The following is a 12,958-nucleotide window of genomic DNA, read 5'->3' on the forward strand; positions in this document are numbered from 1 at the left end:
CATGATCCTCGATTTCTTCCGTTTCGAGCTGCGCGAGCAGCTGCGCTCCCCGCTGCTGTGGCTGCTGGCCGGGCTGTTCGCCCTGCTCGCCTTCGCCGCCGCCTCCAGCGATGCGGTGCAGATCGGTGGCGGTAGCGGCAACGTGCACAGCAACGCGCCCACCGTGATCGCGCAGATGCTGGGCATCTTCACCCTGCTCGGCATGCTGGTCACTGCACTGTTCGTCAGCAATGCGCTGCTGCGTGACTTCGAACTGGGCACCGCCGAACTGATCTTCGCCAGCCCGGTGAAACGCCGCGACTACCTGGCGGGGCGCATCGCCGCTGCCCTCGCCGCCGGGCTGCTGGTTTACGTGGTGATCGCGTTCGGGCTGTGGCTGGCACCGTTCATGCCGTGGGTCGATCCCGAGCGCATGGGCCCGATCAGCTGGCAGGGCTATGCGTGGACGTTCGCGGTCATCGTCATTCCGAACCTGTTGTTCACCACCGCACTGCTGTCGCTGCTGGCGGCACTGACCCGCTCGATCCTGTGGGTCTACATCGGCCTGGTGGCCTACCTGGTGCTGTACGGTGCCAGCGCGGCCCTGCTGCGTGACATCGACAATACGTGGATCGCGGTGCTGAGCGAACCGCTGGGCATGCGCGCCCTCGGCCGCACGATCCGCTACTGGTCCACCGCCGAACGCAACAACGGGATTCCCGAGCTGGCCGGTTACCTGCTGGCCAACCGTGCTCTGTGGTTGGGTGTGGCTGCCGCGCTGTTCGCCGCCACCTTCGCGCTGTTCCGTACCGAACGCAGCGGCAGTGGTCGTCGGCGCTGGGGCCGCAGGCAGGCGCAACCGGTTGCCGATGCCGCCAGTGTCCGCCCCACCCGCGCAGCACTGCCGCGCGTGGTGCCGGCGTTCACCGCCACCACGGCGTGGCGGCAGTTCCTGCGCCAGGTGCGCTTCGATACACGCGGCGTGCTGCGCAGCGTGCCGTTCATCGTGCTGCTGGTGCTGGGCCTGGCCAACTTCCTGCCCAGCGCGCTGTTCCGGCAGACCCTGTACGGCACCTCGATCTGGCCGGTCACCTCGCAGATGATCATGGCCCTGCAGGGCGCCTTCAGCTGGCTGCTGGTGATCATCGTGCTGTTCTTCGCCGGTGAACTGGTCTGGAAGGAACGCAGCGCGCGTATCAACGAAGTGACCGATGCCATGCCGGTGCCGAACTGGGTGCCACTGCTGGCCAAGTTCACTGCGCTGCTGGCGGTGATCGTCTGCTTCCAGGCCGCCGGTGCGCTGGCCGCGATGGGCGTGCAGCTGGCCAAGGGCTACACCCATCTGGAGCCGCTGCTGTACCTGCGCAGCCTGGCGCTGGATTCGGTGGTCTACATCCTGATGGGGGGCCTGGCGCTGGTGCTGCAGGTACTCACCAACAACAAGTTCGTCGGTTACGCGCTGCTGATCGTGGTGATGATCGGCCAGGGCGTGCTCGGCCTGCTCGACTACACGCAGCACCTGTACAACTTCGGCAGCTGGCCCAACGCGCCCTATTCGGACATGAACGGCTACGGCCACTTCCTGCCGGGGCAGCTGGCCTTCCAGGGCTACTGGGCGCTGTTCCTGCTGACGCTGATGTGTCTGGCGTCAGCCTTCTGGGTACGCGGTGTCAGCCAGGGCCTGCGCCAGCGCCTGGCGCTGGCTGGCCGTCGCCTGCGCGGCCCTACCGGCGCCTTTGCGGCGCTGGCAGCAGTGGCGTTCGTCGGCGTGGGCGGCTGGCTGTACTGGAGCACCAACATCCGCAACGAGTTCATCCCGCCCGACCAGCAGCTGGACCTGCAGGCCCGCTACGAGCGCGAGCTGTCGAAGTACCGCAACCTGCCGCAGCCGCGCATTGTCGCCGTGGACAACCGCGTGGACCTGTTCCCGGAATCGCAGTCAATGGTGATCGATGCGAACTGGACCATCCGCAACCTGCACGCGCAGCCCATCCAGGACCTGCATGTCTCAATGGGCGACGACAAGCAGCTGCTGGCCGCCGACCTCGGCGGGCAGAAGTTGACCTTCCACGACAAGGATCTCGGCTACCGCATCTACCGGCTGGACAGGCCGCTGCAACCCGGTGAAACCCGCAGCGTGCATTTCCGGGTGGTGCAGAAGCCCAACGGCATCACCGCTGGCCAGGCACCGAGCAACATCGTCGACAACGGCACCTTCTTCAACAGCCGCGTACTGCCGTCCTTCGGCTATAACGAGGGCGCCGAGATCAGCGACCGCAACGAACGCCGCAAGCGCGATCTCGGTGAACCGCGGCGCATGCCCAGGCTGGAAGACGAGGCAGCGCGGGCCAACACCTATATCTCCAATGATGCCGACTGGCTCGATTTCCGCACCACGGTGTGCACCGCGCCGGACCAGGTCGCGCTGGCGCCGGGCTACCTGCGGCACGAGACCACGGTGAATGGCCGGCGCTGCTTCAGCTATGCCATGGACCGGCCCATGCTGAACTTCTACGCGTATCTGTCGGCACGCTGGGAGGTGCGCAAGGCGAAGTACAAGGACATCCCGATCGAGGTCTACTTCGACCCGGCGCACGGCTACAACGTGGACCGGATGATCGAGGCGGTGCAGAAATCACTGGCCTACTACGAGGCGAACTTCACGCCGTACCAGCACCGCCAGGTACGCATCATCGAGTTCCCGGGCTATGCCCGCTTCGCGCAGTCGTTCGCCAACACCATCCCCTACTCCGAGGCCATCGGTTTCATCGCTGACCTGCGTGACCCGGACAAGGTGGACTACGTGTTCTACGTGACCGCGCACGAGATCGCACACCAGTGGTGGGCGCACCAGGTGATTGGTGCCAACGTGCAGGGCGCAACGGTGCTGTCCGAATCGTTGTCGCAGTACTCGGCGCTGATGGTGATGGAGCAGGAGTACGGCCGCCAGCATATGCGCCAGTTCCTCAAGCGCGAGCTGGACGGTTACCTGTCCGGCCGCGGCGGCGAGGCCATCGAGGAACAGCCGCTGGAGCGCGTGGAGAACCAGCAGTACATCCACTACCAGAAGGGTTCGCTGGTGTTCTATCGGCTGCGCGAGGAAATCGGCGAGCAGGCCCTGAACCGGGCGTTGAAGCGCTTCCTGCAGGACAAGGGCTACCAGCAGCCGCCGTACACCACCTCACGCGAGCTGCTGGGCTACATCCGCGCCGAGACCCCGGCTGACCGCCAGCAGCTGGTCACCGATCTGTTCGAGAAGATCAGCTTCTACGACAACCGGGTGATGGCCGCCAGCGCCCGCAAGCGCGATGACGGGCGCTACGACGTGACCCTGGACCTGCACGCCGCCAAGCAGTACGCCGATGGCAAGGGCAAGGAGAGCGACGCGAAGATGGATGACTGGGTCGAGATCGGCGTGTTCGCCAACGGCCCGTCGGGCAAGGAGCGCGACCAGAAGGTGCTGTACCTGCAGCGCCACCACATCACCAGCGCCGAGCCGAAGATCACGGTGACGGTGGACGAGAAGCCGGATGAAGCGGGCTTCGATCCCTACAACAAGCTGATCGACCGGGTGAGCGATGACAACCGGCGCAAGGTGACGATGTGAGGGAGGGGGCGCCGGCCTGTGCGCCGGCGCTCCACGCAACGCGTGCGGGCTTGGCTCGGCCTTGCTGTGGTGCCGAGCCCTGCTCGGCACCTTGTCCAGGACAGCCGGCGAAGGTTCAGCGCACCGGGGACTTCGGCCCCAGCAACGCCAACAGCACATAGACCACGATCGAGGCGACCGTACCTAGCGCTGCCGGTACCCCGAACGCCCAGCCCGAGCGCCCCTGCTGGCGCGCCCACTGGGCCAGATGCCAAGCCGCGCCCAGGTTGATCAGCCAGGCGATGACAAACACCGGCCACTGCACCATGCCTACCGCGCGCAGCAGGGGCATGGCCACCAGCGCCGCAACGATGGCCACGATCAGGAAGATCAGGGCCGAGCGGGAATGGCGTACCGTGGATGCGCTCATGCGGCCAACCTGCGCACCATCACCAGCACGCGATAGCTGCGGTTGTCGGCTTCCTGCACCGGCTTCCAGCCCAGCCGCGCATACAGACCACCATCCAGGGCCTCGGTCTGCAGGTACAGGTCGGAAACGCCCATCCGCGCGGCCTGTGCCGCAGCCTGTTCGACCAGACCACTGGCCAATCCGCGGCCGCGATGGCTGTCGGCCACGAATACGCTGCCCAACCAGTACTCGTACTGTGGAAAGGCCTGCATCTCGCGGCGCTTGAGCTGGACTGCACCGACCACCTGCCCATCTTCGAAAGCGGCGATCAGGTGCGGGAAACCTTCAGCATCCTGCGGCGGGTCGAGCCGTTGCAGTTCCTGTTCCAGCGTCAGGCCGGCGTCCCGGCCCCATTGCGCGTGGTACCACTGCGCCAATTGCTGTCGTTCCGCTGCGTCTGCAGGCAATACCCTGAACTCCATGACCAGGCCTCGATCCCGATGTCGCCCAAGGGGATCACGGACGGCGTTCGAAGGGAAGCCTTCTGTAGCGTCGAGCCTTGCACGACTGAGCGGGCATTGCGCGAACGGCAGCCGAGCATGGGCTCGGCTGTACAGGACAATCAGCCCTGGGCGAAGTCCTTCAGGATCTCGCCGATGCCGCTGGGCGAGATCTCGAAGCCCAGCGGGGTGCCCGGATTGATCACCACGCCGTAGCCACCCGGCACGCGGCGCAGCACGTCCAGCATCAGCCAGCGGATCTGGTGTTCGGCCTGCTGGCTGTAGATGCCCACCCGCGATGGATCGGTGAACACGGCCACGTGCAGCGTGCCCTGCTTGTCGAACAGCAGCGGGTCGAAACCGCTGCCATCGGGGGTCACCAGGCTGCCGGTCTGCAGCACCACCTCGGAGGCGACGAAGGCTTCCATGAAGGCGCGGATCGGCACCGCCCCGTCCATCGCCGCCTTCAGCAGGGTTTCGATCGGGGTCTGCGGGACGAGGTCGGTCATGGCGGTACGGCAGGGCGTGAGGGGTGCCTATTGTGCCGGATGTGGTCCCCCCGGTAGTGCCGGCCGCTGGCCGGCACCTGAAGGGACCATGGATTCATGAGTTGCCGGCCAGCGACCGGCACTACCGCCCCAGGCGCTGGTCCCGCGCCTTCTGGTCGGCCATCGCCTTGTCCAGTTCGGCCTGCAGTGCCGGCTGCTGCACGGTGGCGTCCAGCACATAGACCTTTACCCCATGCGCCGGCACGTCAGTCTTCAGCTGCTGCTCGACCTTCACCGTGCCGCCATCCAGCGCATCACGCCACGTGCCAGCCTGCAGGTAGCGGTCCACCTCGAAGGTGCGCGCCGCATCACCCTTGTTCAGCAGCACCAGCGCGGTCTGCGTCACGTCACCGTGCTGCAGCACGCGGAAGAACACGGCCTCATCGCCCTGCAGCCGCTCGTTCACCTGCAAGCCACGCTGCAGTGCCGGGGTCGCTTCACGCAGTTTGGCGATACGCTGCAGCGGCGCGAAGATCGGGCTCTGCGGCGCAGCGTCCACACGCGGCTGGCCGAAGTAGGCACGGTTGCCTGCGTGCTCGGCGCGGCCACGCATGAAGCCGGTCTCCGAGCCGTAATAGACCACCGGAATGCCGCGCGCGGTGAACAGCCAGTTGTGCGCGTCGATGAAGCCATTGTCGCTGGCCTGCAGGCGCGGCATGTCGTGGTTGTCGTAGAAGCTCATCAGCTCGTACGGATTGGCATACGGGCCACCGCTCAGGTGAAGCGGCTCGGCCAGGGTCTCGAAGCCCTTGCCGGCGGTGCCGAAGGTCTGTTCCAGTGCGCCGCGCAGCGGGAAATCGAGCACGCTGACATTGGCATTGGCCGGCCAGGTGTGCTCGGCAATGGTCGTCGCGTTGTAGTCGAAGGCTTCGCCGAACATGAACATGCCCGGGTGCTCGGCGCGGATACGCTTGACGAATTCATGCCACCACGGGTGCGGCAGCCAGCCGATGGTATCGATGCGCAGCGCGTCCACGCCCTGCGCGGTCCACTGCAGGTAAGCGCCGACCAGGTAATCCATCACCGCCGGATTGTCCTGGTTGAAGTCGGACAGTTCGGCGAGGTTGCCGTCGAAGATCGAGCCGTCCTTGCTGTCGACCGGGCCGATGTTGTTGTAGAACGCGTGCAGCGGGTTGTGCTTCGGGTCCAGCTTCTGCGGTGGCAGGTTCTGGTGGTCGGCAATCAGCGTTCCGTCCTTGTCGAAGATCTGGCCAAACTGCGGCTGCCGTATCGGCATGGTCCAGGCCGGCGAACCGTGGTTGCCTACGATGTCCAACACCACCTTCAAGCCGGCACCGTGCAGGCCCCTGGTCAGTCCGGCGAAGTCCAGGTCCCTGCTGGGCAGGTGCTCATCGAGTCTGTAGAAGTTGATGCCCCAGTAGCCGTGGTAGCCGGTCTTGCCGCGGTCGGTCAGCGTGCTGGTGCAGCTGATCGGCTTGCTGCCGGTGAAAGCTTGGTCAGGGTTGTCGACGATCGGCGTGATCCACACCGCGCCGAAACCCAGGTTGCGGATGTACTGCGCATTGTCGAGCACGCCACGGAAGTCGCCGCCGAGGTAGCCGATGTTGCCGTCCACCTTGTCCGGGCATGGCACCGGGATGTCGAAGGTGCGGTGCGCGCCACCCTGGTCGCGATGATCGTTGGATGGATCACCGTTGACGAAGCGGTCAGTGACCACGAAGTACACCGCATCGCTGGCGAACGGTTCGGTGGTGCCGACGTAGTCCGGGCGCGGCGTGGCCACGGCCTGGCCGGCGAACAGGGCAAGGGAAACAGCAACAGCCAGGACACCACGCATCACACCACCTCCGGACGGGACGGAACCCGCAGCACGCACAGGCCGGCGACGAACAGGCTGCAGCCGCCCAGCACCAGCACATGCATCGGCTGGCCACCCAGCCATGCGCGCAGGGCAAAGCCGAGCGCACTGGCCGCCACCAGCTGCGGGATCACGATGAAGAAATTGAAGATGCCCATGTACACACCCATCTTCGACGCCGGCACGCTGTCGGACAGCAGTGCATACGGCAACGACAGGATCGATGCCCAGGCAAAACCCACACCCACCATCGACAGCAGCAGCCAGTGCGGGTCGCGGATGAACATCAGCGAGACCAGGCCGGCAGCGCCCAGCCACAGGTTGACCAGGTGGCTCCAGCGCAGGCCGATCGCACGCACCATCGGCGGAATCAGCACCGCCGCCAGCGCAGCGAAGCCGTTGTAGGCGCCAAACAGCACGCCCACCCAGTTGGCACCTTCGTTGTAGGCCGCCGACTGTGGATCGGTCGAACCGAAGTGGGTACCGGCCACCGCAGCAGTGGTGTAGATCCACATGGCGAAAAGCGCGAACCATGAGAAGAACTGCACCCACGCCAGGCGGCGCATGGTCACCGGCATCGCGCGCAGGTCGCCGACGATGGCGGCCAGCATATGCGTGGCCGGCAACGCGCGCGCGGCCGCCAGCAGCAGGCCGTAGCCGGCGCACAGGCCTGCCAGCACGTACAGCATCCTGTCGCCTTGCCGCCAGGTGATCAGCAGCGCCAACAGCACACCCAGCCCTAGCCACAGGGCCACCCGCGTCCATGGCGCCGGGCCGTTGATCACCGCTCCCGCATGATGCGCCGGCGGCTCGGCATCATCGAAGGCAGCCAGTTCTGCTGGTGAATATTCGCGGGTGCTGACCACCGTCCAGGTGATCGCCGCCAGCAGCACCGCCGCGCCGAAGTAGAACGCATAGCGCACGGTGTCCGGCACCTCACCGGCGGCGGCCGTATTGGCAACGCCGAAGTGGGCCAGGATGAACGGCAGGAAGCTGGCGACGATGGCGCCCACGCCGATGAAGAAGCTCTGCATCGCATAGCCGGCCGGACGCTGGCGTGGCGCCAGCTGGTCGCCGACGAAGGCTCGGAACGGCTCCATCGATACGTTGATCGAGGCATCGAGCACCCACAGCGTGCCGGCCGCGATCCACAGCGTCGGTGAATTCGGCATCACCAGCAGGGCCAGCGTGGTCAGCACCGCACCGATCATGAAGAACGGACGGCGCCGCCCCCAGCGCGTCCAGGTGCGATCGGACAGGTAACCGATCACCGGCTGCACCAGCAGGCCGGTCAGCGGCGCGGCGATCCACAGCCCCGGTACCGCGTCGATGTCCGCGCCCAGCGTCTCGAAAATGCGGCTGGCGTTGGCATTCTGCAGGGCGAAGCCGAACTGGATGCCGAGAAAACCGAAACACATGTTCCAGATCTGCCAGAACGACAGCTGGGGTTTGGCGGGGCGATTCATCGTGCGCCCTCTACAGCCACGGGCGCCACCGTCAGCGCCTGCACCTGCGCCTGGTTGAGCACGCCGTCGCGCCCGCCCTTGCCCCCGGTGTAGTGCGCGAAATGCTGCAGTGTGCTCATGTTGAAGCCCTCTTCAAGCGTGACCGTGCATCGGCCCTTCGGCACCGGGAACGTCGCCGAGGTCGAGTCCTGCACGGCCACGCTGTGCGGCAGGGTGACGGTGTGCCGCTGCAACGGCTGGCCCGGGCACTGCAGCACCAGCTGCTTCACCGCGGCGGTCACGCCCGTGTTGATCGGCCCATTCGCGTTGCTGTATTGCAGGCGCAGGCGCACCTGCCCCGCCTTGGCCGAGGTGAACTGCCAGCGCTCGGCACCCTTCAATCGCTGCTGCGGACCGACGCAGACCATCGGACTGTGCAGCGATTCCAATGCGCCGTCGCGCCGGGTCAGGCTCAGACAATGCTGCAGGCCATCGTCACCGATGCGTGCCAGGCCATTGCTGGCGGTGAGCGCCCGGCCGTCCTGCCACAGCACCTGGCCGGCAGCGACCTCGATGTTCCAGCCCCTGCCCTTGCGTCGCGCCTGCGGTGCGGCCGGCGTGGCCGGTGCGCGCGCATTGGCGTCGGCCGTCGTCGCCACGCTGCGCGGTGCCGCTGCGGTGGCCACCAGCTGCACGGTGGTGGTGGCACCACGCGTCTTTACCTGGCCCGCCACCAGCAGGCCATCACCCACCTGCTTCGGCCGCTCCAGCACATAGCGCTTGCCATCGGCCTCCAGGGAGATGCGGCGCTGCTTGCCGAACAGTTCGGGGACCAGCGCGGCTGGCAGCTTGGGCTGCACGCGGCCGTCAGCCTGTACGCCGAATACGCCTTCGAGCACCATCGACAGATACCCGGCCACCGACCACAGCTGGCGCTCCGAATTGACCACCGGCCCGCTGAGCGCGCCTTCATCGACATGCACGGCCTGGCTGACCAGCTCGTAATTCTCCATGTTGGAACCGGCCAGCGCGGCACCCTGCATCAGCGAGCGGATCTCGGCGGCGATGCGCGGCGCATCGTCCAGCTGCCGCGCCGCACGCAGCGAGTAGGCACTGACGAACGGCCAGATCGCCCGGTTGTGATAGATCGGCTGTTGTGCTTCCTGCGGCCAGACCACCGGGCTGCCGGCTGGCCCCATCGGATACGCCGCCAGCGCACGCCGCGTGCGCTCGGGCGGCAGCACCTGGGCGAGAATGCCCAGCGAGAGGCCGAGCAGATCGACCTTGGCGTACGGCACCGGGTGCGCCGCTTCGCCGATGTAGCTCATGTACTGGCCGATATCCTCGCGCCAGAAGCGCGCATCGATCTGCTGCGCCAATGCGTCGGCCCAGGCCTTGTAATCGGCCGCGCGGGCATCGCCGTGCTGCCCGGCCAGGCGTTCGGCCAGGCGCAGTGCCTGGTAGTGCAGCACGTTGGTGGACAGTGCATAGGAATCACCGATGAAGCGCACGTCCTCGCGGGTCCAGTCCGGATAGGTCTGCTCGCGCCAGTCCAGGAACGAAGTCTCGCCACGGTACAGGCCCATCTGCGCGTCGAACACCATTGCGCGGTCCTGCGCCAGCGTGCCCTGCAGCGCCTGCCAGACCTGGTCGGCAAATGCGCGATCCTCCAGCAGCTGGCGAGCCGCCAGGAACCACACCACGCGGTCGCTGCTGATCGGCCAGCTGCCACCGGAACCGGTGTCCTGCGCCACAAACAGGCCGGGCGTGTGCCCGTCGCGCGCCGCCGACAGTTTGAACTGCAGCGACTGCCGGGTGCGCTTCGGGTCCAGGCGTGCGAGCGCCAGATCGGCGGCAAAGCTGACATCGCGCGTCCACACATAGGGCCAGCGCGCGCCGGTCTGGAAGCACTCGCACGGCACCGGTCGGCCTTCGTCGAACGCGGGATCGCGAATCGCGTCCACGCGGTCCTGGTCCATCTCCTGCTGGGCCAGCGCGAACAGGGCATCGAACATCACGCTGCCGGTCTGGCTGCGCATCGGCATCGGCGCGATACGCACATCGCCCTTCGGCGCATGCAGCACGAAGCTGCCGTTGGCAGCGGCTTCGGCGCGCGCATGGCGGCCGTCGAATTGCAGGTCGGCCGCCTGCGCGGTCGTCCCCAGCGCTGCCCCCAGGGCAGCGGTCAGGCAAATGATCTTCAGCATCGAAGCGGCGGACCGGCTCGCGCCCGTCGGCCTCCCTCCCTCTCTGCACGCGTTGTAGGTCCGCACCGTCGTTGCCGGCGGGCGGGCGCGGCCCCTCCCTCAAGGTGCCCTGGCGCCATGGTAGACGCGGGGCTGTCGGCTGCGTCCAGTTGCATACGTATTCATGGCGTCGCGCGATAGCGCACCCGCCGCGCTGGCTTATGGTCCGGGTCTGCCAACGGCGCCTTGGGAGGGGAAATGCCGATGTCACTCACTGCTGTACGTACCGCGCTCGCGCATCTGTTCGGTCTGGCGCTGCTGGGAATAGCCACGCTGGCGCAGGCCGCGCCGCAGGTGGTCAGCGTCGACTCTCCGGGCAAGGTGTTGAATGTCAGCCTGGTGCTGGACGGCGGCACGGCCCGCTACCGGGTCGAGCGCCTGGGCGACACTGTTGTGGAGGATTCGAAGCTCGGCTTCACCCTGCGCGACGGTCGTCTGGACCGCGATTTCACCCTGCTGGGCCAGCAGCGGCGCAGCGTCGATGACACCTGGGAGCAGCCGTGGGGCGAGCGCCGGCTCACCCGCAACCATTTCAACGAGCTGACCGTCCAGCTGGCCGAAACCACCGGCAGCAAGCGCCGGCTGGATGTAGTGTTCCGCGTCTACGACGATGGCCTCGGCTTCCGCTACATATTCCCCGAGCAGCCGAATCTGCGCGAGGCGATCATCGATGACGAGCTGACCGAGTTCGCCATCGCACAGGACTCCACCGCCTGGTGGATCCCCGCCGGCGAGCCGATCCACTACGAGTACCTGTACCAGCGCACCCCGCTGCGCGAAGTACCACTGGTGCATACGCCGATGACCCTGCGCAGCCGCGATGGCCTGCATGTGGCCATTCACGAGGCCGCGCTGGTGGACTACGCCGGCATGTGGCTGCGCCGCAGCGAGGGGCAGCGCCTGCGCGCGCAGCTGTCGCCCTCGGCCGAAGGCTGGAAGGTGCGCCGCACCCTGCCCTTCGCCACGCCGTGGCGCACGCTGCAGATCGCCGACCGTGCCGGCGGCCTGGTCGAATCGGACCTGATCCTCAACCTCAACGAACCCAATGCGCTGGGCGATGTGAGCTGGGTGAAACCGGCCAAATACCTGGGCGTGTGGTGGTCGATGCACCTGGACAACGAGAGCTGGGCGACCGGGCCGAAGCACGCGGCCACCACCGCCAAGACGAAGAAGGTGATCGATTTCGCCGCTGCACACGGCTTCCGCGGCGTGCTGGTGGAAGGCTGGAATCCGGGCTGGGACGGCAACTGGGTCGGCAATGGCTACGACTTCGATTTCACCCGTGCCACGCCCGATTTCGACATCGAAGCGCTGTCGGCGTATGGCCTGAACAAGGGCGTGCACCTGATCGGTCACCATGAAACCGGCTGCGCCATCGAACATTACGAGGCCCAGCTGGGCGCCGCGCTGGACCTCTACGCACGACTGGGCGTGGACCAGTTCAAGACCGGCTACGTCTGCGACGACGGCCAGGTCGACCGCCGCAATCCCACGGGGGGCCCACTGTGGCGCGAGTGGCATGACGGGCAGTTCATGGCCCGCCACCATCTGAAGGTGGTGCAGGAAGCGGCGCGCCGCCATCTGTCGGTGAACCCGCATGAGCCGATCAAGGATACCGGCCTGCGCCGCACCTATCCCAACTGGATCTCGCGCGAAGGCGCACGCGGCATGGAGTACAACGCCTGGGGCCAGCCACCGAACCCGCCGGAGCACGAGGTCAACCTGGTGTTCACCCGCATGCTGGCCGGGCCGATGGATTACACCCCCGGCATCCTCAGCCTGAAGGGCCGCCACGGCCAGGCCATCCCCAGTACGTTGGCCCGCCAACTGGCGCTGTACGTGGTGCTGTACAGCCCGATCCAGATGGCCGCCGACCTGCCCGAACACTACCTGCAGCATCGCGAGGCGTTCCGTTTCATCGAGGACGTGGCGGTGGACTGGGAGCAGAGCCGCGTGCTCGATGGCGAAGTGGGTGACTACGTGACGATCGTGCGCCGCGACCGCAACAGCCGCGACTGGTTCCTCGGCAGCATCACCGACGAGCACGGCCGCGTGCTGCCGGTATCGCTGGGCTTCCTGGAATCGGGCGTACGCTACCGCGCCGAAATCTACCGCGATGGCGAGGGAGCGGATTTCCGCAGCAATCCATTCGCGTTCATGCGTGAAACCCGCGAAGTGACCAGCGCCGATGCACTGACGCTGGTGCTGGCACCAGGCGGTGGCCAGGCCATTCGCTTCACGCCGCTGTGAATGCCCGGGTAGTGCCGGCCGCTGGCCGGCAATCGCGTTCACCGGGTTGCCGGCCAGCGGCCGGCACTACCCGGTGAACGCGATTGCCGGCCAGCGGCCCGCACTACCGCAAGCAGCACCTGAAAGCGATTACATCCCTGCAGACGCCATTGAATACGTATGCAGGGTGATTCCCG

General features: G+C 66.7%; 8 protein-coding genes. 2 read left to right on the forward strand and 6 right to left on the reverse strand.

The window, feature by feature from the left end; translation table 11 throughout:
• Position 1: 1 nt before the first annotated feature.
• Entirely contained in the window at positions 2 to 3,586 is a 3,585-nt protein-coding gene (locus tag ACM0PB_RS10235; RefSeq protein WP_235649501.1) for an ABC transporter permease/M1 family aminopeptidase, read from the forward strand.
• Positions 3,587 to 3,701: 115 nt separating this feature from the next.
• On the opposite strand, the gene ACM0PB_RS10240 is transcribed toward ACM0PB_RS10235, so the two are convergent.
• The 6 genes from ACM0PB_RS10240 to ACM0PB_RS10265 form a co-directional block, all read right to left on the reverse strand.
• Entirely contained in the window at positions 3,702 to 3,995 is a 294-nt protein-coding gene (locus ACM0PB_RS10240) for a hypothetical protein (RefSeq protein WP_065177907.1), read from the reverse strand.
• On the reverse strand, positions 3,992 to 4,456 hold the full coding sequence (locus ACM0PB_RS10245) for a GNAT family N-acetyltransferase (protein WP_032954000.1): 465 nt from the start codon (positions 4,454 to 4,456) through the stop codon (positions 3,992 to 3,994). Before ACM0PB_RS10245 ends, ACM0PB_RS10240 begins: the two co-directional genes overlap by 4 nt.
• 140 nt (positions 4,457 to 4,596) lie before the next feature.
• Positions 4,597 to 4,983, reverse strand: coding sequence for an SseB family protein (locus ACM0PB_RS10250; protein ID WP_005415624.1), 387 nt, complete (start codon positions 4,981 to 4,983; stop codon positions 4,597 to 4,599).
• A gap of 121 nt (positions 4,984 to 5,104) precedes the next feature.
• Positions 5,105 to 6,820, reverse strand: a complete 1,716-nt coding sequence (locus ACM0PB_RS10255) for an alpha-amylase family glycosyl hydrolase (protein ID WP_164092704.1) — start codon at positions 6,818 to 6,820, stop codon at positions 5,105 to 5,107.
• A complete protein-coding gene (locus ACM0PB_RS10260; RefSeq protein ID WP_164092705.1) occupies positions 6,820 to 8,307 on the reverse strand; it encodes an MFS transporter in 1,488 nt (495 codons plus the stop codon). The genes ACM0PB_RS10255 and ACM0PB_RS10260 overlap by 1 nt, the downstream gene beginning before the upstream one ends.
• Positions 8,304 to 10,493, reverse strand: a complete 2,190-nt coding sequence (locus tag ACM0PB_RS10265; protein ID WP_235649500.1) for a glucosidase family protein — start codon at positions 10,491 to 10,493, stop codon at positions 8,304 to 8,306. Before ACM0PB_RS10265 ends, ACM0PB_RS10260 begins: the two co-directional genes overlap by 4 nt.
• 237 nt (positions 10,494 to 10,730) lie before the next feature.
• Between ACM0PB_RS10265 and ACM0PB_RS10270 the strand changes: the two genes are divergently transcribed.
• A complete protein-coding gene (locus ACM0PB_RS10270; RefSeq protein WP_235649499.1) occupies positions 10,731 to 12,782 on the forward strand; it encodes a glycoside hydrolase family 97 protein in 2,052 nt (683 codons plus the stop codon).
• Positions 12,783 to 12,958: the final 176 nt, after the last annotated feature.

The sequence above is a fragment of the Stenotrophomonas sp. AR029 genome (assembly GCF_047520695.2).
Lineage (GTDB): Bacteria > Pseudomonadota > Gammaproteobacteria > Xanthomonadales > Xanthomonadaceae > Stenotrophomonas > Stenotrophomonas sepilia.

Excerpts from the sequence above, each read along its gene's own strand:
- ACM0PB_RS10235 (WP_235649501.1), top strand. The coding sequence starts at position 2 with ATGATCCTCGATTTCTTCCGTTTCGAGCTGCGCGAGCAGCTGCGCTCC.
- ACM0PB_RS10240 (WP_065177907.1), bottom strand. The coding sequence starts at position 3,995 with ATGAGCGCATCCACGGTACGCCATTCCCGCTCGGCCCTGATCTTCCTG.
- ACM0PB_RS10245 (WP_032954000.1), bottom strand. The coding sequence starts at position 4,456 with ATGGAGTTCAGGGTATTGCCTGCAGACGCAGCGGAACGACAGCAATTG.
- ACM0PB_RS10250 (WP_005415624.1), bottom strand. The coding sequence starts at position 4,983 with ATGACCGACCTCGTCCCGCAGACCCCGATCGAAACCCTGCTGAAGGCG.
- ACM0PB_RS10255 (WP_164092704.1), bottom strand. The coding sequence starts at position 6,820 with ATGCGTGGTGTCCTGGCTGTTGCTGTTTCCCTTGCCCTGTTCGCCGGC.
- ACM0PB_RS10260 (WP_164092705.1), bottom strand. The coding sequence starts at position 8,307 with ATGAATCGCCCCGCCAAACCCCAGCTGTCGTTCTGGCAGATCTGGAAC.
- ACM0PB_RS10265 (WP_235649500.1), bottom strand. The coding sequence starts at position 10,493 with ATGCTGAAGATCATTTGCCTGACCGCTGCCCTGGGGGCAGCGCTGGGG.
- ACM0PB_RS10270 (WP_235649499.1), top strand. The coding sequence starts at position 10,731 with ATGCCGATGTCACTCACTGCTGTACGTACCGCGCTCGCGCATCTGTTC.